We start from the raw sequence: 25,140 nt of genomic DNA on the forward strand, positions 1-25,140 counted from the left end.
GCCTAGCGTTCCCATGAAAGGACGGCTGGGCGCGGGCTCGGCCGCAACAGCTCAAGGGACGCCCAGCGCGGCGTTTCGGAAGGACAGGTAGTGAACAAGTCTCAGTTGATCGACGCGCTGGCTGACCGGTTCGAGGGCAGCCGCAAGGACGCGGCTCATGCTCTCGACGCCGTTCTCGACACGATCACCCGTCAGGTCGCGAAGGGCGAGAAGGTCGCCATCACCGGCTTCGGCTCCTTCGAGAAGGCCGTACGCAACGCCCGTTGGGTCCGCAACCCGCAGACCGGCGAGCGGGTGAAGACCAAGAAGAAGGCGGTCCCGAAGTTCAGCGCCGGCGCCGACCTGAAGAACGTCGTCTCCGGCGCGAAGAAGCTCCCGGCCCTGCCGAAGCCGGCGAAGAAGGCCGCTGCTCCGGCGAAGAAGGCAGCCGCCACCGCGAAGAAGGCCGCTGCTCCTGCCAAGAAGGCCGCCACCACCGCGGCCAAGAAGGCCGCTGCTCCGGCGAAGAAGGCAGCCGCCACCGCGAAGAAGGCGGCTCCCGCGAAGAAGGCTCCGGCCAAGAAGGCCCCCGCCAAGAAGGCGCCTGCGAAGAAGGCACCGGCCAAGAAGGCGCCTGCGAAGAAGGCACCGGCCGCGAAGAAGGCTCCGGCCAAGAAGGCCCCCGCCAAGAAGGCGCCGGCCAAGAAGACCGCGAAGAAGGCCTGACGCCGGCTTCGACGATCACCCGTACGGGCCGCTCTCCTCAGGGAGGGCGGCCCGTTCGTCATCGTGCGGGTCCGGGCACCGGCCCGATCGCGTGGAGCGCAGCGGTCGAGGAAGGCCCCATTCCCAGGGCGATCGCCGCCGCCAGGCCGTCGGCGTCGTCGACGTCGCGGCGCAGGGTCGACAGCGCGCCCGGCAGCGGCCGCGCGCCCGCGCCGGCGTGGGCGTCGGCGGAGCCCGCCCCGAAGCGCGGGTCGAAGTCGTCGTACGCCGCGGTGTAGAGCGTCGTCCCGGTCCCGTCGGTGTCGCGCACGAAGCACGGACCGGCCTCGGCCGCGACGACGGCCAGGGCGGCCGCCAGGTCCGCGGGCACGAGCGCAGGCAGGTCGGCGCACAACGCGACGGGCCGCAGGTCCGGCCGTACGTCGTGCGCGACCGCCGCTCCGTGGCGCAGCGCGGCGTTGAGCCCACCGCCCGGATCGGCGCAGGTGCCGGCGCCCCGCACCGCCAGCGTGGCCGCGAACTCCTCGTCGTCGCTGACCACCAGGACGCCCGCCACGCCGTCGGTCCGCAGGCATGCGTCGACCACGTCGGTCGCGAACGCCGCCGCCAGCAGGGCGCGCTCGGCGTCACGCAGCATCGAGAGCCGCGACTTGCCGGTGCCCGGCGACTTCACCGGCAGCACCACGGCGAATGGGCCCGGACGTCTGAACACCCCTGAATCCTCGCAGGCCGGTGTGTCGCGCCCCGGAGTGGCCGGTCTCATGAGCCCCGACCGACCGGTAGCCTGCATTCTCGTGACCGTTCGCAAGCTGCAGGAGAAGCGAGGCTGGGCCTTCAACATCGCCGTACCCATCCTCAAGCCGACCCTGCTGGCGACGACGCGACGGGAGTGGATCGGGGGCGAGAACATCCCGACGAGCGGCGGCTTCATCATCGCCCTCAACCACATCTCCCACGCCGACCCGTTGACGGCCGCACACCTCGTCTACGACCACGGCTACAAGCCGCGCTATCTCGCCAAGTCGGGGCTCTTCGACAACAGAGCGCTCGGCTTCTTCCTGCGCGGCGCCGGGCAGATCCCGGTCCGTCGCGAGACGAAGGACGCCGTCGGCGCCTACTCCGCCGCGGTCGACGCGGTGCGGGCCGGGCAGTGCGTCGTGATCTACCCGGAGGCCACGATCACCCGCGACCCCGACATGTGGCCGATGAAGGGGAAGTCCGGCGCCGCGCGGATCGCCCTGGAGACCAGCTGTCCGGTGATCCCGGTGGGGCAGTGGGGCGCCCACGAGATCCTGCCGCCGTACACCAAGCGGCCGCACGTCGTACCCCGCCGCAAGGTCGTGATGCGGGTGGGGCCGCCGGTCGAGCTGGAGGACCTGCGGGCGCGGCCCCGCACCGGCGCGGTGGTCAACGAGGCGACCGCGCGGATCATGGCCGCGATCACCCACCAGCTGGAGCTGGTGCGCGGCGAGACCGCGCCGGCCGAGCGCTACGACATGGCCGTGCACGGCGACCGGTTCAAGAAGAAGAAGGCGGAGTGAGCGCGATGGGCGACAAGATCGCGGTGCTCGGCGCCGGATCGTGGGGGACGGCGTTCTCGATCGTGCTGGCCGACGCCGGCAACGACGTGTGCATCTGGGCCCGGCGCGAGGAGGTCGCCGCGGCGATCAACGACCAGCACGAGAACACCGACTACCTGTCGGGCATCGAGCTGCCCCGCACCATCACCTCGACCCACGACCCGGAGCAGGCGCTGGCGGGCGCGGACGTCGTCGTCCTCGCGGTGCCGTCGCAGTCCCTGCGCGAGAACCTGCCGACCTTCCTGCCGTACGTCGCGAGGGACGCCGTCCTCGTCTCGCTGATGAAGGGCGTCGAGCTCGGCACCCTCAAGCGGATGTCGGAGGTGATCGAGGAGGTCGGCGACATCCGCGCCGAGCGGATCGCCGTCGTCAGCGGCCCCAACCTCGCGCGCGAGATCGCCCGCCGCGAGCCCGCCGCGTCGGTCGTCGCGTGCGCCGACGAGTCGGTCGCGACGATGCTCCAGCAGCGGGTGCACTCGCCGGCGTTCCGGCCGTACACGAGCGTCGACGTCCTCGGCTGCGAGTACGGCGGCGCGTACAAGAACGTCGTCGCCCTCTGCGTCGGCATGGCCGTCGGCCAGGGCTTCGGCGACAACACCACCGCCTCGCTGATCACGCGCGGCCTCGCCGAGACCGCGCGCCTGGCGATGAACCTCGGCGCCAACCCGCTCACCCTGATGGGCCTCGCGGGCCTCGGCGACCTCGTCGCCACCTGCTCCTCGCCGCTCTCGCGCAACCGCACCTTCGGCGAGAAGCTCGGCCAGGGCATGACCGTCGAGGAGATCTACGCCTCCACCCGCCAGGTCGCCGAGGGCGCCAAGTCCTGCTCCTCCCTGCGCGCCCTCGCCGCCCGCACCGGCGTCGAGGCCCCCATCGTCGACGCCGTCGACGAGGTCGTCCAGGGCCGGCTCACCACCTCGCAGCTGATGGATGCGTTCATCTCGCGGGACACGAAGGCCGAGTTGAGCTGAGGCGCTGCTGCTGCATGGATCCCCGGATGTCCGGGGATTCATGCGCTTGTCAGGGGTTGCAACCCCTGACAAGCGCATGAAACACGTCTCCGCTGTGACCAGAGGGACGAGTGGGACCGCTCCGGCCGAACCCTCGCTAGAGGTACGACGCCAGCAGCGCCGCCGCTGCCCGCAGCTCGTCCGCACGATCCGGAGCGTGGTCGCCGACCTGCGCAGCCGCGGCGAGCAGCTCGTCCCGCTCGCCCACGACGAGGTCGCGCACCTCCGCGTCGGTGAGCTCGCGCCGCGCCGCCTCGGCCGCACCCAGGCCCACCGCCGCACCCGCGATCGGTCCCTCGCCGGCCGGGCCGGCACCGGGGTCCTCGGCGAGAGGAACGGCCTCGGCGTTCGCGATCACCGAGAGCACCGTCCGCAGCACCTTCGTGCGCGGCAGGTCCCGGGATCGCAGCGCCGCGGAGAGGTCGGCGCGCAGGCGTGCCGCGAGGTCGCTCACGCGTCGATGCGGTCGAGGGCCTGCTGGAGGTCGGCCCACAGGTCCTCGACGTCCTCGATGCCGACGGACAGCCGGACCAGGCCCTCGGGGATGGTCGACGGCTCCAGCTTCCAGCGCCGGCGCCGCTCGAAGGTCGACTCGACGCCGCCGAGGGAGGTGGCGTGCACCCACAGGGAGGTCGCGCGGACCAGGAAGTCGCCGGCGTCGGCGCCGCCGGCGAGGACGGGAGCGACGATCGCGCCGAAGCCCGGGTAGCGCACCTCCTCGACCGCGGGGTGGTCGGCGAGCCGGCGGGCGAGCTCGGTGGCGTTGGCGGCGGCCCGCTCCAGCCGCACGTGCAGGGTGCGCAGGCCGCGCAGCGCCAGCCAGGCCTCGAACGGCCCGGGTACGGCGCCCGCGAGGTCGCGGCGCCCCTTGAGCGCGGCGTGCACCTCGTCGTCGTCCACCACCAGGGCGCCCATCAGGACGTCGCTGTGGCCGGCGATGTACTTCGTCGCGGAGTGCACGACGATGTCGGCGCCGAGCGACAGGGGCTGCTGGAGCAGGGGAGTGGCGAAGGTGTTGTCGACGACGACGCGGATGCCGAGCTCGTGGGCGGCGGCGCACAGCGAGGGGATGTCGGCGAGCTCCAGCGCGGGGTTGGTCGGGGACTCCAGCCACAGCAGCGCGCAGTCCTCGTCGGCCTCCAGCGCGGCCACGACGGCGGCGGTGTCGCTCGTGTCGACGAGGGTCGCGCGCAGCCGGCCGCGGGACTCGGCGTCGCCGAGGGCGGTCACCGTGCCGTTGTAGGCGTGCCGCGGGGCGATCACGCTGCCGCCGATGCCGACCAGGTCCAGGACTGTCGTCACCGCGGCCATGCCGGACGCGAACGCCAGCGCCCGGCCGCCCTCCAGCGCGCCGAGCGTCTCCTCGAACGCCGACCACGTCGGGTTGCCGAAGCGGCCGTACTCCAGCTCGCCCGTCGCGACGTACGTCGACGTCATCGTGACCGGGACGTTGAGCGGCTCGTCGGGGTCGTGCGGCGGCCGTCCGGCGGTCACCGCGACGGTCGCCGGGCGGAGGGTGCGAGGGCTGGAGGACATGCCCCAAAGGTAGGGTCTTCGCCGATGAGCTCTCCCACCGGCCGCCGTGTCCGCGTCGCTGTCGTCTTCGGCGGTCGCTCCAGCGAGCACGCCATCTCGTGCGTGACGGCGGGCAGTGTGCTCCAGGCCATCGACCGAGAGAAGTACGACGTCGTCCCCATCGGCATCGCCACCGACGGCCGCTGGGTGCTGGAGGCCGACGACCCGCAGCGGCACCGGATCACCGGTCCGGGGCAGCTGCCCTCGGTCGACGCCGACCGCGCCCCGGTCACCCTGGCCCGTACGACCGAGGGCACCGACCTCGTCGTCAGCGACGCGGCCGAGACGCCGCGTGCGCTCGGTGAGGTCGACGTCGTCTTCCCGCTGCTGCACGGCCCCTGGGGCGAGGACGGCACCATCCAGGGCCTCTTCGAGATGTCCGACGTCCGGTACGTCGGCTCCGGGGTGCTCGCGTCGGCGGTCAGCATGGACAAGGCGTTCATGAAGATCGTGCTCCGGGACGCCGGGCTGCCGGTCATGCCGAGCGAGACCGTCACCGCCCGCGAGTGGCGCCGCGACCCCGTCGCCGTACGCGCGCGGCTCAGCGCCCTCGGCTACCCGCTGTTCGTCAAGCCCGCGCGGGGCGGCTCCAGCATCGGCATCGCCAAGGCGCACACGCCCGACGAGATCGACGAAGCGATCGAGGGCGCGCTCGTGCACGACCCGAAGGTGCTGGTCGAGGTCTCCGCCGAGGGCGCGCGCGAGGTCGAGTGCGGCGTCCTGGAGTCCCTCGACGGCGGTGCCGAGACCAGCCTGCCCGCGGAGATCCGGATCACCGGCGACCACGAGTTCTACGACTTCGAGGCGAAGTACCTCCCCGAGGAGCACACCGAGCTCGACGTCCCCGCCGTGCTGCCCGAGGGCGTCGAGGCGCGGATGCGGGAGATGGCCGCCCGGGCCTTCCTCGCCGTCGGCTGCGAGGGCCTGGCCCGCGTCGATTTCTTCCTCATGCCCGACGGCGCGCTGGTCGTCAACGAGCTCAACACGATGCCGGGCTTCACCCCGCTGTCGATGTTCCCGCAGATGTGGGCCGCCACGGGCGTCTCGTACGGCGAGCTGGTCGACCGGCTGCTGACGCTGGCGCTGCAGCGCGACACCGGCCTGCGCTAGTGTCCTGCTTCAACCTGACAGGCTAGGAGCGCGGGGAACGCCAGGAGTCAGTCGCAGTCGTCGACCCGGGCCAGGTGCTGCTCGACCAGCGGCGCGAGGGCCGCCATCGCGGCCTGGACCGCGTTGGGCCGGTAGCGGGACGGGATCCGCACCTCCACCCGGGGCGGTACCCGGCGGCGGTCAGGGTGACGTCGAGTCCCTGGTCGTCGTACTGCTCGTCGGGGATGTAGTAGCCGACGCCGTCGACGGACTCGCAGGACGCGGCCAGGTCGAAGCCCTCCGGCTTCGCGACGCCGCAGCGGACCACGATCGCGGGGTCGCCGTACGCCGCGGCGGGGGCGTCGTCCGGCTCGATGTCGACGCGCTCCTCACCGGCGAGCGTGTCGGGAAGGCCCGTGGCCACGGCCTCGCAGGCGGCACGGTCGGCCGCCGACAGCTCCGGTACGTCGACCTGCACCGGTCCGCTGCACCCGGCCAGCACGGCGGCGAGCGGCAGGGCGCCCCCGAGCAGCCTCAGATGTGGACGACGGGGCACGTGAGGGTGCGGGTGATGCCCTCGAGGTTCTGCACCTTCGAGACCACCAGCTTGCCGAGCTCGTCGACGTTGCGGGCCTCCGCGCGCACGATCACGTCGTACGGACCGGTGACGTCCTCGGCCAGCGTGACGCCGCTGATCGCGCCGACCTCGCGGGCGACCTCGGCCGCCTTGCCGACATCGGTCTGGATGAGGATGTAGGCCTGAACCACCATGGGTCACGCTCCCGCCGGAGAAGTTTGTCGAACGCCCCAACCTACCGCGCGCCACGGCATGAGCAGAACTCGCGAGCCGCAGGACCCTACTGCCGGGTACGTCTGGTGGGATGGGGCCATGGCTGACGCGATCGACGGGGACACGACGCTGGCGGACCTCGGCGAGTTCGGGCTGATCGGGCGGATCGGCGAGGTGGTCGCCGCGACCGCGCCGGGCGAGGACGTGCTGCTCGGACCCGGCGACGACGCGGCCGTGGTCCGGGTCCGCAAGGGCCATGTGGTCGTGTCGACCGACGTGATGGTCGAGGGCCGGCATTTCCGCCGCGACTGGGCCGAGGCGGCCGACGTCGGCCACCGGGCTGCCGCCCAGAACCTCTCCGACGTCAACGCCATGGGCGGCCGGGCGCAGTGGCTCACCGTCGGGCTCGCCGCCCCGCCGACCTCCCGGCCCGGTGGGCGCTGGACTTCACCCGCGGCTTCGCCGAGGAGTGCGCCCTGGTCGGCGCCGGCCTGGTCGGCGGCGACGTCACCCGAGCCGACCAGATCGTCGTCTCGGTCACCGTCCTCGGCGCCTGCACCGTGTCCCCGGTGGTGCGCTCGGGTGCCTCGCCCGGCGACGTCCTCGCGCTCTGCGGGCGCCAGGGATGGGCCGCGGGCGGGCTCGCCGTCCTCGGCCGCGGCTTCCGCTCGCCCCGCGTCCTGGTCGACGCCTACCGCCGCCCCGCGCCGCCGTACGACGCCGGGCCGGCCGCCGCGGAGGCGGGCGCCACCGCGATGATCGACGTCTCCGACGGCCTGCTCGCCGAGGCCCGCCACCTCGCCGAGGACTCCGGGGTGAGCATCGACGTCGAGACCGACGCCTTCGAGGTCCCCGAGCCGCTCCTGGCGGTCGGCCAGGCCACCGGCGCCGACCCGCTGCAGTTCGTCCTCGGCGGGGGCGACGACCACGCCCTGCTCGCCACCTTCCCGCCCGACGTCGCGCTGCCCGACGGCTGGACCCGGATCGGCTCCGTCGGACCCACCGGCGACCTCCCCGTCACCGTCGACGGCGCCGCCTACGACGGCCCCACCGGCTGGACGCATTTTTGACACGCCGACCCGGCTCATCCTCCCCTGCAAATCCCGCCGACCCGGCTCATCCTTACCTGCCGCTGGGTCAGGATGAGCCGGGTCGGTGCGATCCCGAGGTCAGGATGCGCCGGGTCGCGGAAAGACAGCGACCCGTCGCGTTCAGACGCGACGGGTCGGTTGGGTTCGAGCGTCAGGTCAGCGGGTGACCTTGCCGGCCTTCAGGCAGCCGGTGCACACGTTGAGGCGCTTCGGGGTGCCGTTGACGACGGCGCGTACGCGCTGGATGTTCGGGTTGAAGCGGCGCTTGGTGATCTTGCGCGACCACGGCCGGTTGTTGCCGAAGGTCGGCTTCTTGTCGCAGATGTCGCACACGGCGGCCATGGTTGTCACTCCTGGGAGATTGCTCGTTGCTAAGTCGGGTGTGCCGGGCGCGCAAGAAGGCGCTTCGGGCAACCGGAAGAGAATAGCCGACCCGTCGGCCGACGCCGAAATCGACGCAGCCCGGTGGGAGTGCCCTAGGGTGACCTCGATGGACGAGCGTACGGCGCCCGGGGAGGGGCGGAGCGGGATCGCGCTGGCGTCGGTCGTCCGGTTCGTCGACATCGCGGTCGACGCCCTGGCGGGCGCCCGCGAGGAGGTCGACGCGCTCAACGTCTACCCGGTGCCCGACGGCGACACCGGCACGAACATGTACCTCACCGTGGTCGCCGCCCGCGACGCCATCCGGGCGGCCCTCGGCGAGCACGCCGACCGCCCCGACCTGGTGGCGGACGCCGGCGTGCCGCTCGCGGCGCTCGCCCGCGGAGCGCTGCTCGGCGCCCGCGGCAACTCCGGGGTCATCCTCAGCGAGATGCTCGGCGCCGCCGCCCGCCGGATCGGCGCGTCCCGGCCCGACGAGCGCAATGCCGTGGTCATGGCGGAGGCGCTGGCCCAGGCGTCCGCGGCGAGCTACGCCGCCGTGGGGGAGCCGGTCGAGGGCACCATGCTGACCGTGATGCGCGCCGCCGCCGAGGCCGGTACGACGGCCGCGGCTCCCGACGGTGCGCGCAGCAGCGACGTCCTCACCGCCGCGGCCGCCGCGGCGCGGGAGGCGCTCGGCCACACGCCCGAGCAGCTCGACGTCCTCGCCCAGGCGGGTGTGGTCGACGCCGGCGGGCGCGGGCTGTCGGTGATCCTCGACGCCGCGGAGACGGTGCTGACCGGCCGCCGGCCGATCCCGGTCACCGCCCCGCTGGGCAGCCACGCGATCCCGGTGCCGCACGTCGAGCACGCCGGGGACGAGCTGAGCGAGGAGGGCCCGGCGTACGAGGTGATGTACCTCCTCGACACCGACGACGCGCGGGCCCCGAGCCTGCGCGAGCGCCTCGGCACGCTCGGCGACTCGGTCGTCGTGGTCGGGCGCGACGGCCTGTGGAACGTCCACGTGCACACCGACGACGTCGGCGCCGCGATCGAGGCCGGCCTCGGGATCGGCCGCCCGCACCGGATCCGGGTCACCCACTTCGCCGAGCAGATCGCAGAGAAGGCCGAGAAGGCCGAGACCCCCGCCCTGCCCACGCTGGCCGGTCGCCGGGTGGTCGCCGTCGCGGCCGGTCCCGGGCTGGCCGCGCTCTTCGAGGAGGCGGGCGCGGAGGTGGTCCGCGGCGGGCCCGGCCGCCGGCCCTCGACCGGGGAACTGCTGGACGCGATCACGGCCTGCGGCGCGAGCGAGGTGGTCGTGCTCCCCAACGACGAGCCGACCGTCCGGGCCGCGCTGGCCGCCGCGAGCACCGCCGAGGCCGACCACGGCGCCCGCGGGCTGCGGGTCGCGGTGATCCCGACCCACGCCCAGGTGCAGGGCCTGGCCGCGGTCGCCGTGCACGAGCCCGGCCGCGCGTTCGACCAGGACGTCACCGAGATGACCGCGACCGCCCGCCACGTCCGCCACGGCGCCGTCACCATCGCCGCCCGCCAGGCGATGACCATGGCCGGCCCGTGCGAGCCGGGCGACGCGCTGGGCGTCATCGCCGGCGACTTCGCGGTCGTGGGGGAGGACCTCGGCGCGGTCGCCCTCGTCGTCCTCGACCGGCTGCTGGCCGCGGGCGGCGAGCTGGTCACCCTGGTGAGCGGCGCGGACAGCGCCGGACTGGCCGACCGGGCGACCGCCTGGGTCGAGGAGTACCACCCCCATGTCGACGTCGTGGTGTACGACGGTGGGCAGGAGCGCTACCCGCTCCTGATGTCCGTCGAATGAGAGCGAAACCGTGGCGATCACCCTCGACTCCCCGCTGACAGCCGTCCTCGGCGCGACCACGCCGGCCAAGCGCAAGAAGTTCGCCGACGGCCTCGGCCTGCACACCGTCGGCGACCTGCTGCGCCACCTCCCGCGCCGCTATCTCGAGACCGGCTCGCTCAGCCGGGTCGACAACCTGCGCATCGGCCAGATGCTCTGCGTCGTCGGCGAGATCGCGGAGTGCGACGTCAAGACCTACAAGGACCGCCGCACCGGCCGTCCGGCGTACCGCGTCGAGGCGGTGCTGCGCACCGGCGGCCCGCGGCTGAGGATGACCTTCTTCGCCAAGAACCAGGGCACCGCCGGCTGGCACGCCCGCCGGGTCGCCGTGGGCAACCGCGGCGTCTTCCTCGGCAAGGCCGACCGGTTCCGCGACCAGTGGCAGCTGGTCAACCCGGCGATGACCATCTTCGGCATGGGCGACTCCGACGACGCAGCGGAGGACGGCGGCGCCCAGGACGTGCTCGACTTCGGCCCGCTCTACCCGATCTACCCGCTCACCAAGGGCGTGGAGACCTGGGACGTCGCCCGCGCGGTGAAGTTCGCGCTGGACGTCGTCGAGGAGATCCCGGAGCGGCTGCCCGCCGCGCTCCGCGGGGAGTACGACGTCATCGGGATCCGCCAGGCGTACGACGACGTCCACCGCCCCGAGGACCGCGACCAGGTGGGGCGGGCCCACCACCGGTTCCGGTTCGAGGAGGCGCTGGTCACCCAGCTCGTGCTCGGCCGTCGCCGGCGCGCGGTCCGGGCCCAGGGCGCGACCGCCCGCACCGGGGGAGACGGGGCGCTGCTGGGGGCCTTCGACGCGACCCTGCCGTTCGAGCTGACCGCGGGCCAGGTCGAGGTGGGCGCGCAGATCGAACAGGACCTCGCGCAGCCGCACCCGATGAACCGGCTGCTCCAGGGCGAGGTCGGCTCCGGCAAGACCCTGGTCGCGCTGCGGGCGATGCTGCGGGTCGTCGACTCCGGTGGCCAGGCGGCGCTGCTCGCCCCGACCGAGGTGCTCGCCCAGCAGCACTACCGCTCGATCGTGACGATGCTCGGCGACCTCGCGCTGGGCGGCACCATCTTCGGCTCCGGCGCGGGCACCCGTGTCGAGCTGCTCACCGGCTCGATGACCAAGACCCAGCGCACCGAGCCGCTCTCCCGGATCGCCAGCGGCGACGCGGGCATCGTGATCGGCACCCACGCCCTGCTCCAGGACCAGGTCATGTTCGCCGACCTCGGCCTGGTCGTGGTCGACGAGCAGCACCGCTTCGGCGTCGAGCAGCGCGCCGCGCTCACCGACAAGGCCGCCGCGCCGCCCCACCTGCTGGTCATGACCGCGACGCCGATCCCGCGGACCGTCGCGATGACCGTCTTCGGCGACCTGGAGACGTCGACCCTGAGCGAGCTGCCCGCCGGCCGGGCGCCGATCCAGACCAATGTCGTCCCGCTGGCCGAGCAGCCCGGTTGGATCGGCCGGGTCTGGGAGCGGGTCCGCGAGGAGGTCGGCAAGGGCCACCAGGTGTATGTCCTGTGCCCCCGCATCTCCGGCGACGAGGCCGAGGCCGGCCAGGTCGACGCCGTCGACCTCCCCGACGAGGAGGCCCCCGCCGAGGAGACCCCGCGCCCGCCCGCGGCGGCGGTCGAGGAGACGGTCGCCCGGCTGGGCGAGGGTCCCCTGAACGGGCTGCGGATCGGCTGCCTCCACGGCCGCCTCCCGGCCGACGAGAAGGACGCCACCATGCGCGCGTTCGCCGCCGGCGAGCTCGACGTGCTCGTCTCCACCACCGTCATCGAGGTCGGCGTCGACGTCCACAACGCCACCGCCATGGTGATCCTCGACGCCGACCGGTTCGGCATCTCCCAGCTCCACCAGCTCCGCGGCCGGGTCGGCCGGGGCGGCCTGCCCGGGCTGTGCCTGCTGGTCAGCCACGCCGAGGCCGCCACGCCCGCCCGCGAGCGCCTGGACGCGGTCGCCTCCACCACCGACGGCTTCCTGCTCAGCCGGGTCGACCTCGAGCAGCGCCGCGAGGGCGACGTGCTCGGCGCCTCCCAGGCCGGGCGCCGGTCCAGCCTGGAGAACCTCCGGGTGCTCCGCGACGAGGACACCATCGTCGCCGCCCGTACCGCCGCCGAGGGGCTGCTCGACGCGGACGCCGACCTCGGCCAGGTGCCCGGGCTCGCCGCCGCCGTCCGCGACCTGGAGCAGTCCCAGCAGGCCGAGTTCGTGGACAAGTCATGACCCGCGTCATCGCCGGTCGCGCGGGCGGCCGCCGCCTGCAGACCCCCAAGGGCGACGCCACCCGGCCCACCAGCGACCGGGTCCGCGAGGCGCTCTTCTCGGCGATCGAGGCCTGGGCCGGCTCCCTGCACGACCTCCGCTTCCTCGACCTGTACGCCGGGTCCGGCGCGATCGGCCTGGAGGCGTGGTCCCGCGGCGCGGTCGCCGTCACGCTCGTGGAGTCCGACCGGCGCACCGCCGACCTGATCCGGGCCAACGCCCACGCCATCGGCTGCGACGCCGCCGAGGTGCTGGCGCGGTCCGTCGCCACCGCGCTGGCCGAGCCCGCCCCGGCGCCGTACGACCTCGTCTTCTCCGACCCGCCCTACCCGCTGGCCGACGACGCCGTCGCCGGCGATCTCGCCGCGCTCGCCGCCCACGGCTGGCTGGCCGACGGCGCACTGGTCGTCGTCGAGCGCTCCCGCCGCAGCCCCGAGCCGTCCTGGCCGGACGGCCTCGAGCCGCTGGCCGGCAAGCGCCGCCAGAAGAGGTACGGCGAGACCACCTTGTGGCTGGCCGAGGCGGCCCCGACGCCAGCCGATAGCCTCGCCCCATGACCCGCGCGGTGTGCCCCGGCTCCTTCGACCCGGTCACCAACGGCCACCTGGACATCTTCCGGCGCGCCTCGGCGCTCTTCGACGAGCTGGTCGTCGCGACCGGCACCAATATCTCCAAGTCGCGCCTCTTCGACCCCGAGGAGCGCCTGGAGATGCTCCGCGAGGCGTGCGCGGACCTGCCCAATGTGACCGTGCGGGGGTTCACCGGCCTGATCGTCGACTTCTGCCGGGAGATCGACGCCCAGGCGATCGTGAAGGGGCTGCGCGGCGGCAACGACTACGAGTACGAGCTGCCGATGGCGCAGATGAACGCCCACCTCACCGGGGTGGAGACCGTGTTCATCCCGACCACCGCGAGCCTGGGGTACGTCTCGTCCAGCCTGGTCAAGGAGGTCGCCTCGCTCGGCGGCGAGGTCGCCGAGCTGGTGCCCCCGGCCGTCCACGCGCGGCTGACGCTGAAGCTGGCGGCCCGCGGCGTCTGATTTGGTCGCCCCACCGGCGCCCCACTACGATTGCCCTGATCTGTTGTGCCCGGACCTGGAAGCGAACCCCTGAACACCCTGGACCCGAGAGCGCCGCTCGTGCTCGACACTCGCGAGCTCGGCCGCCGCCCGGGGTCCCAGCGTCAGGTGTCGCGGACAGTGCCGGCCCCGGCAGATCTGGGCATCGAAGTCCTCTCCGTCCCCGAGGGCGCGCCGGTCGAGCTCGACCTGCGCCTGGAGGCGGTCATGGAAGGCGTGCTCGTCACCGGGACGGCCTCGGCCGTGCTGGAGGGGGAGTGCGCACGGTGCCTGGAGCCGATCCGAGACGATCTTGAGGTGACGTTCCAGGAGCTGTTCGTCTACGACGACATCCGGGACTCCGCGGAGGCGGAGGAGGACGACGAGGTCAGCATGCTGCAGGACGACCTGGTCGACCTGGAGCCCCTGCTGCGGGACGCGGTGGTGCTCGCACTGCCGTTCCAGCCCTTGTGCCAGGACGACTGTCCCGGGTTGTGCCCCGAGTGCGGGGTGCGGCTGGCGGACGAGCCGGGCCACCGGCACGAGGCTGCGATCGACCCGCGCTGGGCGGCGCTGACCGAGCTCAGGCAAGATCCCACGGACTGAAGAGGCGCTCGACCCGAGCGCACCCGAACCAAGGAGAAGACAGTGGCTGTTCCGAAGCGGAAGATGTCGCGCAGCAACACGCGGCACCGTCGCTCGCAGTGGAAGGCTGTCGCCCCGGTGCTGGTCACCTGCGCCAACCCGGCGTGCGGCGCCAAGCACCTCCCGCACCGCGCCTGCGGCACCTGCGGCCAGTACGGCGCCCGCGCCGACCGTCGCCAGGTCCTCTGACCCCACCGGTCGACCCAGGCCCGTCGAGTCAGGCCAGCGGCATCACCAACTACGTCGAGCTGCGTCGAGCGCTCGGGGATCCCACGCTGGACCCCGAGCTGCTCGAGCGCGCGATGACGCACCGCTCCTACGCCTACGAGAACGGCGGCCTCCCGACCAACGAGCGGCTGGAGTTCCTCGGCGACTCGGTGCTCGGGGTGGTGGTGACCGAGACCCTCTACCTCGCGCACCCGGACCTCTCCGAGGGCCGGCTGGCCAAGCTGCGCGCCGCGGTCGTCAACGCCCGTGCGCTGGCCGGCGTCGCTCGCGACATCGGGCTCGGCGCCCACATCAAGCTCGGCCGCGGCGAGGAGGCGACCGGTGGTCGCGACAAGGCCTCGATCCTGTCCGACACCGTCGAGGCCGTGATCGGCGCGATCCACCTCAGCGGCGGCATCGAGGTCTCCTCGACCGTCGTGCACCGGCTGTTCGACCCGCTCATCGAGGCCGCCTCGGCCCTCGGCGCCGGCCTGGACTGGAAGACCTCGCTCCAGGAGCTGGCGGCCGACCAGTCGCTCGGCGTGCCGGAGTACGTCATCGAGGACGACGGCCCCGACCACATGAAGACCTTCACCGCCCAGGTGCGGGTGGGCGACAAGCTCTACGGCAACGGCACAGGCCGCTCCAAGAAGGAGGCCGAGCAGGGCGCCGCCGAGACGGCGTACGGCGAGATCGCCACCACGCTCGGCCTCGACGCCAACGGCCGTCCGCTCACCCCCGGCAGCTGAGCTCCGCGCGATGCCCGAGCTCCCCGAGGTCGAGGTCGTCCGCGCCGGCCTCGAGCGTCATGTCGTCGGCGCGACCATCGCCGGCGTCGAGGTGCTGCACGACCGGCCCGTCCGGCGCCATCCGACCGGCGCGTCCGGCTTCGTCGCCGCCCTGACCGGCCGCCGGATCGAGGGCGCCCGCCGCCGCGGCAAGTACCTCTGGCTCCCCCTCACTGATCAACAGGAGGCCGAGCGTGTCTCCGGCGCCGAAGGGGGGCAGCAAGCTGCCCGGTCGGCGCCTCCCGACACGCTGCCGGCGGGCGGCGACGCGCTCCTCGTTCACCTCGGCATGAGCGGCCAGATGCTGGTCCAGCCGGTCGACGCACCGGCCGAGCGGCACCTGCGGGTGCGGTTCGCGCTGACCGGCACCGACCACGGCCGGGAGCTGCGCTTCGTCGACCAGCGGATGTTCGGCGGGCTGTCCGTCTCGGTCGGCGGCGCCGACCTGCCGTCGGAGATCGCCCACATCGCCCGCGACCCGCTCGACCCCGCCTTCGACGACGCCGCCTTCGTCGCCCGGCTGCGCACCCGCACCTCCGGCGTCAAGCGGCTGCTGCTCGACCAGGGCCTGATCTCCGGCGTCGGCAACATCTACGCCGACGAGGCGCTGTGGCGCGCCGGCCTGCACGGCGAGCGCCCCGGCAACCGGCTCACCCGCGCCCAGGCGGTCGCGCTGCTCGGGCACGCCCGCGACGTCATGAACGAGGCCCTCGGGCAGGGCGGCACGTCGTTCGACGCGCTCTACGTCAACGTCAACGGCGAGTCGGGCTACTTCGACCGCTCGCTGCACGCCTACGGGCGCGAGGACCAGCCCTGCGACCGCTGCGGAACGCCGATCCGACGGGTCGCCTTCATGAACCGCTCGTCGTACTTCTGCCCGCGCTGTCAGACGGCTCCGCGCTCGGCGAGGGCGAAGGCGTCGGGGGCGGCTGCTTCGGCACCCGGACGGTGATCCAGCGGCGCACGGCGGTGTGGGTCGGTGTGCGCAGCACCCGCACCTGCACCCGCACCCGGCCGGAGTACGCCGACAGGTCGTAGCTCGCGTTGCCGTCCTGGTCGAGCTGGCGGATGCCGATGCGCACCAGCCGGCCGTCGATCCGCCGGCTCACCGTGACCGCGTCGCCGGGGCGGGCGCCGACGACCTGCGCCGAGACGACCGTGCCGTCCGCCGTCAGGGTGAGCAGCGGCTGCACGCCGATGCGGCGTACCCGGGAGCGCAGCACCCGGTCCGGGTCGTCGGCGTCGCCCGCGTCGACGCGGAAGCGGAAGAAGGTGTTCTCGTCGAGCGAGCCGGTGGCGAAGGTCGAGCCCCCGCCCGAGCCGGTGACCGCGCTGGACACCCGCGTCCAGCGCTCACCGCGGTGCCGCTGGTACAGCCAGACCCGCCGGCCGACGACCGGCTTGCCGGCCTCGTCGAGGACCACGCCGGTCACCGTGGCGCGCCCGCCGCTGGCGACCCGTCGTACGGAGGTGGTCACGCTCACCGTCGTCGGGACCGGGTCCGCCGGCGAGCCGGTGGTCGGCTCGTCGGGCCCGGCGGGCGAGCCGCCGGGCGTGGACGGGCCGGTCCCGGGGCGGGCGCGCCCGTGCCGGTCGCCGGCGCGTCCGACGTCTCGATGTCGGAGGAGGGGGCGGACGACGTCGTCGGGTCGTCGGTGTCCAGCTGTCCGTCCGGACGGCCCGACGGGGACGCCTCGGAGGTGGGGGCGGCGGACGGGCTGCTCGACGGCCGGTCGGTGGGCGACGCGCTGGGCGCCGGCGCGACCTGCGGCGGCTCGGTCGGGGGAGCGGGCGGCCGGGCCGGCGGCACCCCGACGCCCCCGAAGGCGTCGTGGGCGATCGCCTGGACCGAGTCCGGCAGGCGCTGGGTGTAGGCCGCGGCCGCGACGCCGCCGGTGAGGGTGACCGTCGCGAGCAGCGCGGCGCCGCCGACGCCGATCCGGCCGGCGACCCGCCCCCGGCGGCGGGGGCGGTGCGGCGGGAAGGTGCGGCGGTACGCCGCCACGACCTCGGCCTCGCCGGCCAGCTCGGCCGGCGTGCCGGGCGCGCGGAGCGCCTGCACCAGGGGGGAGTCCTCGAACTCCTCCAGACCGTCGTGCTCCATGCTCACCCCCTCGCCGCCCGTGCCTGCTGGCTGTGCGCCAGCTTCTTCAGTGCCCGGTGGACGTTGACGGCGACCGTGCCGGGCTTCTTGCCGACGATCGCCGCGACCTCCGCCACCGAGAGGCCGGCGACGATGCGCAGCATGACCATCTCGGCCTGGGCCGCCGGGAGGGTGGCCACCAGGCGGACGGCGGCGTCGGTGTCGGCCCGCTCCAGCGCGGCGGCCTCGGCGCTCGGCGCCGTACCGATGTCGATCACCTCGGCCGTCGGCGTGCTCGGCCGGGCGGCGCGCGCCCGGCCGGCGTCGATCGCCCGGTGCCTCCCGAGCGTGAACACCCAGGCCCGGAACTCCGCGGGACCGCCGGTGAACCGCCGCAGGTCGCGCACGACGTGCAGCCAGGTCTCCGCGGCGATGTCCTCGGCCGTGTCGCGGTCGCGGACCCGGAGGTAGCGCAGCAGCGGCGGGTGCAGCAGGCGCCAGACCTCCGAGAAGGCGTCCTCGTCCCCGTCGAGGGCTCGCGCCAGGGGCTCGCCGAGTGGGTCGACGGCGCGCCTGCGCTCCGACGGACTCAGGATTCCTCCTCGCTCGGCGGTCAGGAGACGAAGGGAGCCCAGCTCGGGGACTGCACCCAGCTGGCCTACCGCCATCGATCCTGACACATCCCGGTGAGCGGACGCCGCACTCGTTTCGTTACACCCGGCCTGCGTGTCGGTGCCGGTGTGTGGCGGCCCCGTCCGGGGTAGGGGCCTGGAAGGTCCTCGACGACCGCCGGCCCTCCGGGCCGCGCGCCGGGATCGACGACACGAAGGAGCACGGACCATGCGCAGTCACTCTCGGGCCATCGTGGGGCTGGCCGCCCTCCTGGCGGGCGGGGCGCTCGGGGCCGCCGTCGGCCTCCCGTCCACGGCAGGCGCCGCCGCGCCGCCGGAGTGCGGGGGGAGGCCCGCGACCGTCGTCGGGACCGACGGCGACGACACCCTCGTCGGCACGGCGGGCGACGACGTCGTCTTCGCGGGCAAGGGCGACGACCGGATCGAGGGTCTCGCCGGCAACGACGTCATCTGCGGGGGCGAGGGCAAGGACGTCATCCTCGCCGGCGACGGCGACGACATCGTCAACCCGGGGGTGGGCGACGACTGGGTCGACGCGGGAGCCGGCGACGACAAGGTCAACGTGCTCGCCGGCGCCGACACCGTGTTCGGGGGCGACGGCGCCGACACGATCACCGTGCGGGTGCCGGTGGCCGACGTCCACGCCGGAGGCGGCAACGACATCGTCTACGCCACCTGGCTGACCTCGACGCTGCGGATGAACGCCGGGGACGACACCGTCGTCTTCCGCAACACCTCGGGCGAGCTGAAGGGCGGCAAGGGCGACGACGTCTTCCTCGCGGCCCCGCCGGAGCCGATCTTCACCGACGACCCCACCCTGAACACCGCGACGACCTCGCTGATGAAGGGCGGGGCGGGCGACGACACGTTCACGCTGGCGTCCCAGTCGGTGCCCGTGCGCATCGACGCGAAGCTCGGCCTCGCGACCTGGCAGGGCAGCGTGGCACGCCTCAAGGGCATGCAGGAGTACGTCGGCGGCCTCGGCAACGACATCCTGCTCGGCAGCAAGCGCGGCGAGACGATCCGCGGCAAGGCCGGCGACGACGTCCTGCGCGGGAAGGCGGGCGACGACCGTCTCCGCGGCGGTCCCGGCTCCGACATCGCCTACGGGGGCGCCGGGCGCGACAGTTGCAAGGCCGAGGCCAAGCACTCCTGCTGACGCTGTAATCCCTCCCTGCTGCGATCCGCTGCGCAGGGTGTCATGTTCGACGACATCCAAGGAGTACGAACCATGCACCCTCATCTTCGGCGAACGGCGGGCGTGCTCGCCCTCGTGACCGGCGGCGCCCTGTGGGCGACGGCGGTCGTGCCCGGCGCCGCGACCGCGGCCGACGACGACCCGCCGCTGTGCAACGGCAAGCCGGCCACGATCGTCGGCACCGACGACGCCGACAACCTCACCGGCACGGCGGGCGACGACGTCGTCTGGCTGGGCGCCGGTGACGACGTCTTCCACGGACTCGGCGGCAACGACACCATCTGCGGCGGCGACGGCAACGACACGATCTACGGCGAGGAGGGCGACGACTGGATCTTCGGCGGTGCCGGTGACGACTGGATCGACGCCGGCGTCGGCAACGACACGATCTTCGGCGGCGACGGCAACGACTGGATCGACGGCGGCTTCGGCAACGACATCATCAACGGCGGCAAGGGCGACGACTTCGTCAACGGCAACGAGGGCAATGACGACATCAGCGTCTTCGCCGGCCACGACGGCGTCCTCGGCGGCCCGGGCGACGACACCTTCCGGATCACCGTCCCCGTCTCCGACATCTTCGGCGGCCCGGGCGACGACGTCGCCGTCGTCAGCTTCCTGACCAGCACCCTGAGCATGGGCGCCGGCAACGACACCGTGCTGTTCGACCGCACCTCCGGCCTGATCAAGGGCGGCAAGGGCGACGACAAGTTCGCGGCGGCCGCGCAGCAGCCGCTCCCGCCGGACGAGGAGCGGGCCGACGACGAGCCGGCGCTGAACACCACGACCACCTCCCTGCTCAAGGGCGGCAAGGGCAAGGACTCGCTGATCCTCAAGGCGCTCACCGTCCCCGTGCGGCTCGACGCCGGGCTCGGCCTCGCCTCCTACGAGGGCGGCCAGCTCACGTTCGCCAAGTTCGAGGTGTACACCGGCGGCGACGGCCCCGACACCCTGATCGGCAGCGAGCGTCCCGAGACCATCAAGGGCAAGCAGGGTGACGACATCATCCGCGGCCTGGGCGGCGACGACGTGCTCAAGGGCGGCAAGGGCGTCGACATCGTGTACGGCGGTCGCGGCAAGGACCGCTGCAGCGGCGAGGTGACGCAGAGCTGCCCCTGATCCGGGCGCAGCTCCCCTGAACGTGTCGGGAAGGCCCGGTCTCCGGGCCTTCCCCGTTGCGGCGACCGCGGCCTTCCCGGCACTCAGCACGACGCTCGACATCACCGTCTCCCCGGGTTTGACCCCGCTGCCTCGAAGTGGGACTCTTGGAGACGGCCCCCTCGGGCCGACCCCCTGTCGAACCGGAAGGCTCAACTTCATGGCCAAGGCGCTGATCGGTCACCTGAACAGCGACCTCCGCGACCCCCGTCTCGCCGTCGAGAACGCTCGGCTGCGCAACCGGGTCGCTGAGCTGGAGTCCCTCGTCCTCCGCCTCTCGGAGGAGAACGACAAGCTGATGTCGGCCCGCGCGGCCGAGATCCTGACCGGTGACGCGGAGATGCAGCCGGCCTGACGCAGGACTCCCTTGAGCGGCCGAGCGTGTCGGATATCGAGCTCGCCGCCCGGTCCTCGCTGCGCTCGGACCACGGGCTTCGCTCGATGCGGCTGCGCCGCCGTCCGCCACGCTGTCGGCCACGCGGTTGACGTCCGCGCAGTGCCGGGTTGCTTGGCGGTCAGCCGACGGTCTCGGGTGAACGTGCGTCGGTCCGGCCTGCGTGGATCCGTCGACCCCTCGGGGTAGCCTGAGACGGCCGAGCTTCCCCCGCGTCGGACCCACTGCCCGACCCCGAAGGGAGACTGCGTGTACCTGAAGAGCCTGACCCTCAAGGGGTTCAAGTCCTTCGCCTCCGCGACCACCCTCCAGCTGGAGCCCGGCATCACCTGCATCGTCGGCCCCAACGGCTCGGGCAAGTCCAATGTCGTCGACGCGCTCGCCTGGGTGATGGGCGAGGCCAGCGCGAAGAGCCTGCGCGGCGGCAAGATGGACGACGTCATCTTCGCCGGCACGTCCGGCCGCCCGCCGCTGGGCCGCGCCGAGGTCGTGCTCACCATCGACAACTCCGACGGCGCGCTGCCGATCGAGTACTCCGAGGTGACCATCAGTCGCACCATGTTCCGCACCGGCGGCTCGGAGTACGCCATCAACGGCACCTCCTGCCGGCTGCTCGACGTCCAGGAGCTGCTCAGCGACTCCGGCATCGGGCGTGAGATGCACGTCATCGTCGGCCAGGGCCAGCTCGACACGATCCTGCACGCGACCCCCGAGGACCGGCGCGGGTTCATCGAGGAGGCGGCCGGCGTCCTCAAGCACCGCAAGCGCAAGGAGAAGGCGCTCCGCAAGCTCGACTCCACCGAGGGCAACCTGACCCGGCTGCAGGACCTGCTGACCGAGATCCGGCGCCAGCTCAAGCCGCTGGGGCGGCAGGCGGAGGTGGCGCGCCGGGCGGCCACGGTCCAGGCCGACGTACGCGATGCCCGGGCGCGGCTGCTGGCCGACGACCTGGTGACGGCGCGCACGTCGCTCGAGCAGGAGCTCGCCGACGAGAGCGTGCTGCTCGCCCGCCGCGCGGAGGTCGAGAGCGGGATCGCGTCCGCGCGGGAGCAGGAGGCGACCCTCGAGGCGGCGCTGCGCGAGGACCTGCCGGCGCTCTCGGCGGCGCAGGAGACGCTGTCGTCGCTGACCGCGCTGCGCGAGCGCTTCCGCGGCACCCAGAGCCTGGCGGCGGAGCGGGTCCGCAACGCCGCGGGCGCGGAGGCCGACGACGACCAGGCCGGCGTCGGCCGCGATCCCGACGAGATCGAGGCCGAGGCGGCGCGGCTGGCCGCCCAGGAGGCCGAGATCAGCGGCCAGGTCACCGAGCAGCAGGCCGCTCTCGAGCAGGCCGTCGCCGCCCGCCGCTCCGCCGAGGAGGCCGCGGCCGACGAGGAGCGCCGGGTCGCCGGGCTGCTCCGCGCCGCGGCCGACCGTCGCGAGGGGCTGGCGCGGCTGCACGGCCAGGTCAACACGCTGCGGTCGCGCGCCAACGCCGCGCAGGAGGAGATCGGCCGGCTCGAGGCCGCCCGCGCCGACGCGCTCACCCGCGCCGAGCGGTCGCAGCGCGACTTCACCGCGCTGGAGACCCGGGTCGCGGGCCTCGACGCCGGCGAGGAGGGCCTCGACGCCGAGCACGAGGCCGCGGTCGCGGCCCTCGACGACCTCGACGAGCGGCTCACCAAGGTCCGCGAGGAGGCCCAGCAGGCCGACCGCGACAAGGCGGGCCTGAGCGCCCGCAAGGAGGCCCTCGAGCTCGGCCTGGCTCGCAAGGACGGCGCCGGCGCCCTGCTCGCCGCCTCCGACACGATCTCGGGGCTGCTCGGCTCCGTCGCCGCGCTGGTCGCGGTGCGGGGCGGCTACGAAGGCGCCGTCGCCGCCGCGCTCGGCGCCGCCGCGGACGCCGTGGCCGTCACCGACGCCGACACCGCGGTCGCCGCCATCGACCACCTCAAGGCCGACGACCTCGGCCGGGCCGGCCTGCTGCTCGGCGGGGGATCCGCCGAGACCACGGCGTCCTGGCCCGCGCTGCCCCCCGGGACGTCGTACGCCGTCGACGTGGTCGAGTGCCCCGCCACGGTCCGTCCCGCCCTCAACCGGCTGCTGCGCAAGGTCGCCGTGGTCGACGACCTGGACGCGGCCCGGTCCCTCGTCGCCGGCCTGGCCGATGTCGTCGCGGTCACCCGCGACGGCGACCTGCTCGGCGCCCACTTCGCCTCCGGGGGCTCCCACGCCACCCAGAGCCTGATCGAGATCCAGGCCGCCGTCGACGAGGCCACCGAGGCGCTCGCCGAGGCGGTGGCCTCCGCCGAGCGGCTCGGCTTCGACCTGTCGCGGCTGGAGAGCGAGCGCGCCGAGGCCCAGCAGCGCGTCGACGTCGCGCTGGCCCGGCTGCACGAGTCCGACGCCACCCTCGCCGCGGTCGCCGAGGAGCTCGGCCAGCACGGCTCCCTCGCCCGGGCCGCGCGCGCCGAGGCCGAGCGGATGACCGAGGCCATCGCCCAGGCCGAGACCTCGCGCGAGCAGGCCCTGGTCGGCCTCGCCGAGCTCGAGCAGCGCCTGGCCGCGGCCGAGCAGGACACCGAGGAGGAGCCCGACACCACCGAGCAGGAGCGGCTCGTCGAGGTCACCCGCGCCGCTCGGCAGAGCGAGATGGAGGCCCGGCTCGCGCTGCGCACCTCCGAGGAGCGCGCCCGCGCCCTCCACGGCCGGGTCGACCAGATGCGCAAGGCCGCCGAGGCCGAGCGGCAGGCGCGGGCCCGGGCCGCCGAGCGCCGCGCCCGGCTCATCGCCGAGGGCCGCGCCGGCCAGGCCGTCGCCACCGCGGTGACCCACGTGCTCACCCGGCTCGAGACCTCCATCGAGGAGGCCACGCAGCGCCGGCAGTCCGTCGAGGACTCCCGCCGCGGCCGCGAGCAGGAGCTGATGACCGTCCGGCAGACGCTCCGCGACCTCGACCGCGAGCACCAGGAGCTGGTCAGCTCCGTCCACCGCGACGAGATGGCGCGCGCCCAGCAGCGGATGCGGATCGAGCAGATCGAGACCAAGGCGCTCGAGGAGCTCGGGCTCGAGCCCGACGGCCTGGTCGCCGACTACGGCCCGGACCAGCCGGTGCCCGTCCTCGAGCCGCCCGCCGAGGGCGAGACGCCCGCCCCCGGCGAGACGCCGGCCGGCAGCGCCGAGCAAGACGCGGACGACGCCGCCGGCGAGCCCGCGCCGCGCACCGTGCCCTACGTCCGCGAGGAGCAGGTCAAGCGACTCAAGACCGCCGAGAAGGCGCTGAGCATGCTGGGCCGGGTCAACCCGCTGGCGCTCGAGGAGTTCACCGCGATGGAGGAGCGCCACCAGTTCCTCTCCGAGCAGCTCGAGGACCTGCGCGCCACCCGCAAGGACCTGCTCGACATCGTCAAGGACGTCGACGACAAGGTCGAGCAGGTCTTCACCGAGGCCTACGCCGACGTCACCCGGGCCTTCGACCAGACCTTCGCCCGGCTCTTCCCCGGCGGCGAGGGCCGCCTGGTCCTCACCGACCCCTCCGACATGCTCGCCACCGGCGTCGAGGTCGAGGCCCGCCCGCCCGGGAAGAAGGTCAAGCGGCTCTCGCTGCTCTCCGGCGGCGAGCGGTCGCTCGTCGCGGTCGCCTTCCTGGTCGCCCTGTTCAAGGCCCGGCCCTCGCCGTTCTACATCCTCGACGAGGTCGAGGCCGCCCTCGACGACACCAACCTCGGCCGGCTGCTGGAGATCTACGAGGAGCTCCGCGAGAACTCCCAGCTCCTCGTCATCACCCACCAGAAGCGGACCATGGAGGTCGGCGACGCGCTCTACGGCGTCACCATGCGTGGCGACGGCGTCTCGGCGGTGATCAGCCAGCGGCTGCGCGAGGAGTCCGCTTGAGCAAGGAGCGCCCCGCCCGGTCGGCGTACGTCGCCTGGCGCACGGCCACCACGCGCTGGTCCGACGACGACGTCTACGGCCACCTCAACAACGCCCGCTACTTCGACCTGATCGACACCGCCGTCAACGCCCACCTGCACGACGCCACCGGCACCGACATCCGCCGCCTGCCCGCGATCGGGGTGGTCGCGGAGGTGTCGTGCCGCTACTTCGCCGAGATGGGCTACCCGCGGCCGATCGACCTCGGGCTCGCGGTCGAGCGGCTCGGCACCTCCTCCGTCGTCTACCGGGTCGGCCTCTTCCAGGGCGACCCGGAGGGCGAGGGGGCGCTGGCGTGCGCGGAGGGCCGCTTCGTCCACGTGTACGTCGACGACACCGATCCCGCGCGTCCGGTCACGCCCGTTCCCGCGCTCGTCCGCTCGGCCGTCGAGCCGCTGGTGGTGGAGCCGGGTCGCTGAGACCCGCCTGCCGGACCCGCTGGACCACCCGCCAGGCCGCCCCGTCGTCGGCGCGGAGGTCAGGGGCGTCGCCGGGCCGGGCGGAGCCCCCTCGAGCGCCCGGTCGAGCGCCGCCGGCAGGTCGGCGCGGGTCGCCTTGTCCAGGAGCACCACCGGCCGGCCGGTGAGGGCGTAGTCGGCGCGGTGGTGCGCGCGGTCGTCGGTGACGAGGACCGCGGACGCGCGGTAGAGCACCTCGACGTCGGGCCACCGGCGCGGCATCAGCAGCAGGGGATCGAGATCGGCGAGCCGGTGGGCGTCGCGGGGCG

The 25,140-nt window shown here is 73.8% G+C and carries 26 protein-coding genes and 1 pseudogene; 18 read left to right on the forward strand and 9 right to left on the reverse strand.

The features are described from left to right. The first annotated feature begins 90 nt into the window (after nt 1-90). On the forward strand, nt 91-705 hold the full coding sequence (locus FIV44_RS24560; RefSeq protein WP_141006740.1) for an HU family DNA-binding protein: 615 nt from the start codon (nt 91-93) through the stop codon (nt 703-705). Nucleotides 706-763: 58 nt separating this feature from the next. Here the strand turns inward: FIV44_RS24560 and cofC are convergent, their stop codons facing one another. After that, nucleotides 764-1,417 carry a 2-phospho-L-lactate guanylyltransferase gene (cofC, locus tag FIV44_RS24565; protein WP_246086602.1) on the reverse strand — a complete coding sequence of 218 codons (654 nt, stop codon included), beginning with the start codon at nt 1,415-1,417 and terminating at the stop codon, nt 764-766. Between the two features lie 82 nt (nt 1,418-1,499). Between cofC and FIV44_RS24570 the strand changes: the two genes are divergently transcribed. Both FIV44_RS24570 and FIV44_RS24575 read left to right on the forward strand, forming a co-directional pair. Further along, nucleotides 1,500-2,246 carry a lysophospholipid acyltransferase family protein gene (locus FIV44_RS24570; RefSeq protein ID WP_141006742.1) on the forward strand — a complete coding sequence of 249 codons (747 nt, stop codon included), beginning with the start codon at nt 1,500-1,502 and terminating at the stop codon, nt 2,244-2,246. Nucleotides 2,247-2,251: 5 nt separating this feature from the next. Continuing rightward, nucleotides 2,252-3,256, forward strand: coding sequence for an NAD(P)H-dependent glycerol-3-phosphate dehydrogenase (locus tag FIV44_RS24575; protein WP_141008047.1), 1,005 nt, complete (start codon nt 2,252-2,254; stop codon nt 3,254-3,256). A gap of 136 nt (nt 3,257-3,392) precedes the next feature. Here the strand turns inward: FIV44_RS24575 and FIV44_RS24580 are convergent, their stop codons facing one another. Both FIV44_RS24580 and FIV44_RS24585 read right to left on the reverse strand, forming a co-directional pair. Further along, a complete protein-coding gene (locus FIV44_RS24580) occupies nt 3,393-3,749 on the reverse strand; it encodes a hypothetical protein (protein WP_141006743.1) in 357 nt (118 codons plus the stop codon). After that, the gene (locus FIV44_RS24585; protein WP_141006744.1) at nt 3,746-4,831 is read right to left on the reverse strand and encodes a trans-sulfuration enzyme family protein; all 1,086 of its coding nucleotides are present in this window, start codon (nt 4,829-4,831) and stop codon (nt 3,746-3,748) included. Before FIV44_RS24585 ends, FIV44_RS24580 begins: the two co-directional genes overlap by 4 nt. 24 nt (nt 4,832-4,855) lie before the next feature. Here FIV44_RS24585 and FIV44_RS24590 point away from each other — a divergent pair, with 24 nt between their 5' ends. Continuing rightward, nucleotides 4,856-5,980: a D-alanine--D-alanine ligase family protein gene (locus tag FIV44_RS24590; protein ID WP_141006745.1), complete on the forward strand. Its 1,125-nt coding sequence runs from the start codon at nt 4,856-4,858 to the stop codon at nt 5,978-5,980. A 22-nt stretch (nt 5,981-6,002) separates the two neighbouring features. Here FIV44_RS24590 and FIV44_RS24595 read toward each other — a convergent pair whose 3' ends face one another. Together FIV44_RS24595 and FIV44_RS24600 are read right to left on the reverse strand one after the other, a co-directional pair. Further along, nucleotides 6,003-6,515: a DUF3515 family protein gene (locus FIV44_RS24595; protein ID WP_141006746.1), complete on the reverse strand. Its 513-nt coding sequence runs from the start codon at nt 6,513-6,515 to the stop codon at nt 6,003-6,005. Continuing rightward, on the reverse strand, nt 6,494-6,730 hold the full coding sequence (locus FIV44_RS24600) for an Lrp/AsnC family transcriptional regulator (protein ID WP_141006747.1): 237 nt from the start codon (nt 6,728-6,730) through the stop codon (nt 6,494-6,496). The genes FIV44_RS24595 and FIV44_RS24600 overlap by 22 nt, the downstream gene beginning before the upstream one ends. 118 nt (nt 6,731-6,848) lie before the next feature. On the opposite strand from FIV44_RS24600, the pseudogene FIV44_RS24605 reads away from it, so the two are divergent. Beyond that, a pseudogene (locus FIV44_RS24605) lies at nt 6,849-7,819 on the forward strand (thiamine-phosphate kinase). A gap of 177 nt (nt 7,820-7,996) precedes the next feature. Here FIV44_RS24605 and rpmB read toward each other — a convergent pair. Next, the gene (rpmB, locus tag FIV44_RS24610; protein ID WP_141006748.1) at nt 7,997-8,182 is read right to left on the reverse strand and encodes a 50S ribosomal protein L28; all 186 of its coding nucleotides are present in this window, start codon (nt 8,180-8,182) and stop codon (nt 7,997-7,999) included. 148 nt (nt 8,183-8,330) lie between these two features. Between rpmB and FIV44_RS24615 the strand changes: the two genes are divergently transcribed. The 8 genes from FIV44_RS24615 (at nt 8,331) to mutM (ending at nt 15,988) form a co-directional block, all read left to right on the forward strand. Continuing rightward, complete coding sequence (locus FIV44_RS24615; RefSeq protein ID WP_181410805.1) at nt 8,331-10,034, forward strand: DAK2 domain-containing protein; 1,704 nt, start codon at nt 8,331-8,333, stop codon at nt 10,032-10,034. A gap of 10 nt (nt 10,035-10,044) precedes the next feature. Continuing rightward, nucleotides 10,045-12,300, forward strand: a complete 2,256-nt coding sequence (locus FIV44_RS24620; RefSeq protein WP_141006749.1) for an ATP-dependent DNA helicase RecG — start codon at nt 10,045-10,047, stop codon at nt 12,298-12,300. Then, nucleotides 12,297-12,896, forward strand: coding sequence for a 16S rRNA (guanine(966)-N(2))-methyltransferase RsmD (rsmD, locus tag FIV44_RS24625; RefSeq protein WP_141006750.1), 600 nt, complete (start codon nt 12,297-12,299; stop codon nt 12,894-12,896). Before FIV44_RS24620 ends, rsmD begins: the two co-directional genes overlap by 4 nt. Then, nucleotides 12,893-13,378, forward strand: a complete 486-nt coding sequence (coaD, locus tag FIV44_RS24630; protein ID WP_141006751.1) for a pantetheine-phosphate adenylyltransferase — start codon at nt 12,893-12,895, stop codon at nt 13,376-13,378. The genes rsmD and coaD overlap by 4 nt, the downstream gene beginning before the upstream one ends. 69 nt (nt 13,379-13,447) lie before the next feature. Further along, nucleotides 13,448-14,002, forward strand: coding sequence for a YceD family protein (locus tag FIV44_RS24635; RefSeq protein ID WP_181411255.1), 555 nt, complete (start codon nt 13,448-13,450; stop codon nt 14,000-14,002). A 42-nt stretch (nt 14,003-14,044) separates the two neighbouring features. Next, entirely contained in the window at nt 14,045-14,230 is a 186-nt protein-coding gene (gene rpmF, locus FIV44_RS24640; protein WP_141006753.1) for a 50S ribosomal protein L32, read from the forward strand. Nucleotides 14,231-14,343: 113 nt separating this feature from the next. Then, nucleotides 14,344-14,997, forward strand: a complete 654-nt coding sequence (gene rnc, locus FIV44_RS24645; protein ID WP_425465139.1) for a ribonuclease III — start codon at nt 14,344-14,346, stop codon at nt 14,995-14,997. A gap of 10 nt (nt 14,998-15,007) precedes the next feature. After that, nucleotides 15,008-15,988 (forward strand): bifunctional DNA-formamidopyrimidine glycosylase/DNA-(apurinic or apyrimidinic site) lyase, encoded by a 981-nt coding sequence (mutM, locus tag FIV44_RS24650; protein ID WP_141006754.1) that lies wholly within the window; start codon nt 15,008-15,010, stop codon nt 15,986-15,988. Here mutM and FIV44_RS24655 read toward each other — a convergent pair. The 3 genes from FIV44_RS24655 to FIV44_RS24665 are packed head-to-tail and all read right to left on the reverse strand — an operon-like array spanning nt 15,888 to nt 17,787. Next, a complete protein-coding gene (locus tag FIV44_RS24655; protein ID WP_141006755.1) occupies nt 15,888-16,514 on the reverse strand; it encodes a hypothetical protein in 627 nt (208 codons plus the stop codon). The genes mutM and FIV44_RS24655 overlap by 101 nt on opposite strands. Before the next feature lie 2 nt (nt 16,515-16,516). Next, complete coding sequence (locus FIV44_RS24660) at nt 16,517-17,140, reverse strand: hypothetical protein (RefSeq protein WP_141006756.1); 624 nt, start codon at nt 17,138-17,140, stop codon at nt 16,517-16,519. Between the two features lie 2 nt (nt 17,141-17,142). After that, nucleotides 17,143-17,787 carry an RNA polymerase sigma factor gene (locus tag FIV44_RS24665; protein WP_141006757.1) on the reverse strand — a complete coding sequence of 215 codons (645 nt, stop codon included), beginning with the start codon at nt 17,785-17,787 and terminating at the stop codon, nt 17,143-17,145. A gap of 172 nt (nt 17,788-17,959) precedes the next feature. On the opposite strand from FIV44_RS24665, the gene FIV44_RS24670 reads away from it, so the two are divergent. From FIV44_RS24670 to FIV44_RS30835, 5 genes are all read left to right on the forward strand, one after another. Further along, on the forward strand, nt 17,960-18,910 hold the full coding sequence (locus tag FIV44_RS24670) for a calcium-binding protein (RefSeq protein WP_141006758.1): 951 nt from the start codon (nt 17,960-17,962) through the stop codon (nt 18,908-18,910). A 72-nt stretch (nt 18,911-18,982) separates the two neighbouring features. Next, nucleotides 18,983-20,068, forward strand: coding sequence for a calcium-binding protein (locus tag FIV44_RS24675; RefSeq protein WP_181410806.1), 1,086 nt, complete (start codon nt 18,983-18,985; stop codon nt 20,066-20,068). Between the two features lie 199 nt (nt 20,069-20,267). After that, the gene (locus tag FIV44_RS24680; protein ID WP_141006760.1) at nt 20,268-20,462 is read left to right on the forward strand and encodes a hypothetical protein; all 195 of its coding nucleotides are present in this window, start codon (nt 20,268-20,270) and stop codon (nt 20,460-20,462) included. 288 nt (nt 20,463-20,750) lie between these two features. Continuing rightward, nucleotides 20,751-24,374, forward strand: a complete 3,624-nt coding sequence (gene smc, locus FIV44_RS24685) for a chromosome segregation protein SMC (RefSeq protein ID WP_141006761.1) — start codon at nt 20,751-20,753, stop codon at nt 24,372-24,374. Continuing rightward, entirely contained in the window at nt 24,371-24,832 is a 462-nt protein-coding gene (locus tag FIV44_RS30835; protein ID WP_181411257.1) for an acyl-CoA thioesterase, read from the forward strand. The genes smc and FIV44_RS30835 overlap by 4 nt, the downstream gene beginning before the upstream one ends. The last annotated feature ends 308 nt before the right edge of the window (nt 24,833-25,140 follow it).

The organism is Nocardioides humi (genome assembly GCF_006494775.1).
GTDB lineage: Bacteria > Actinomycetota > Actinomycetes > Propionibacteriales > Nocardioidaceae > Nocardioides > Nocardioides humi.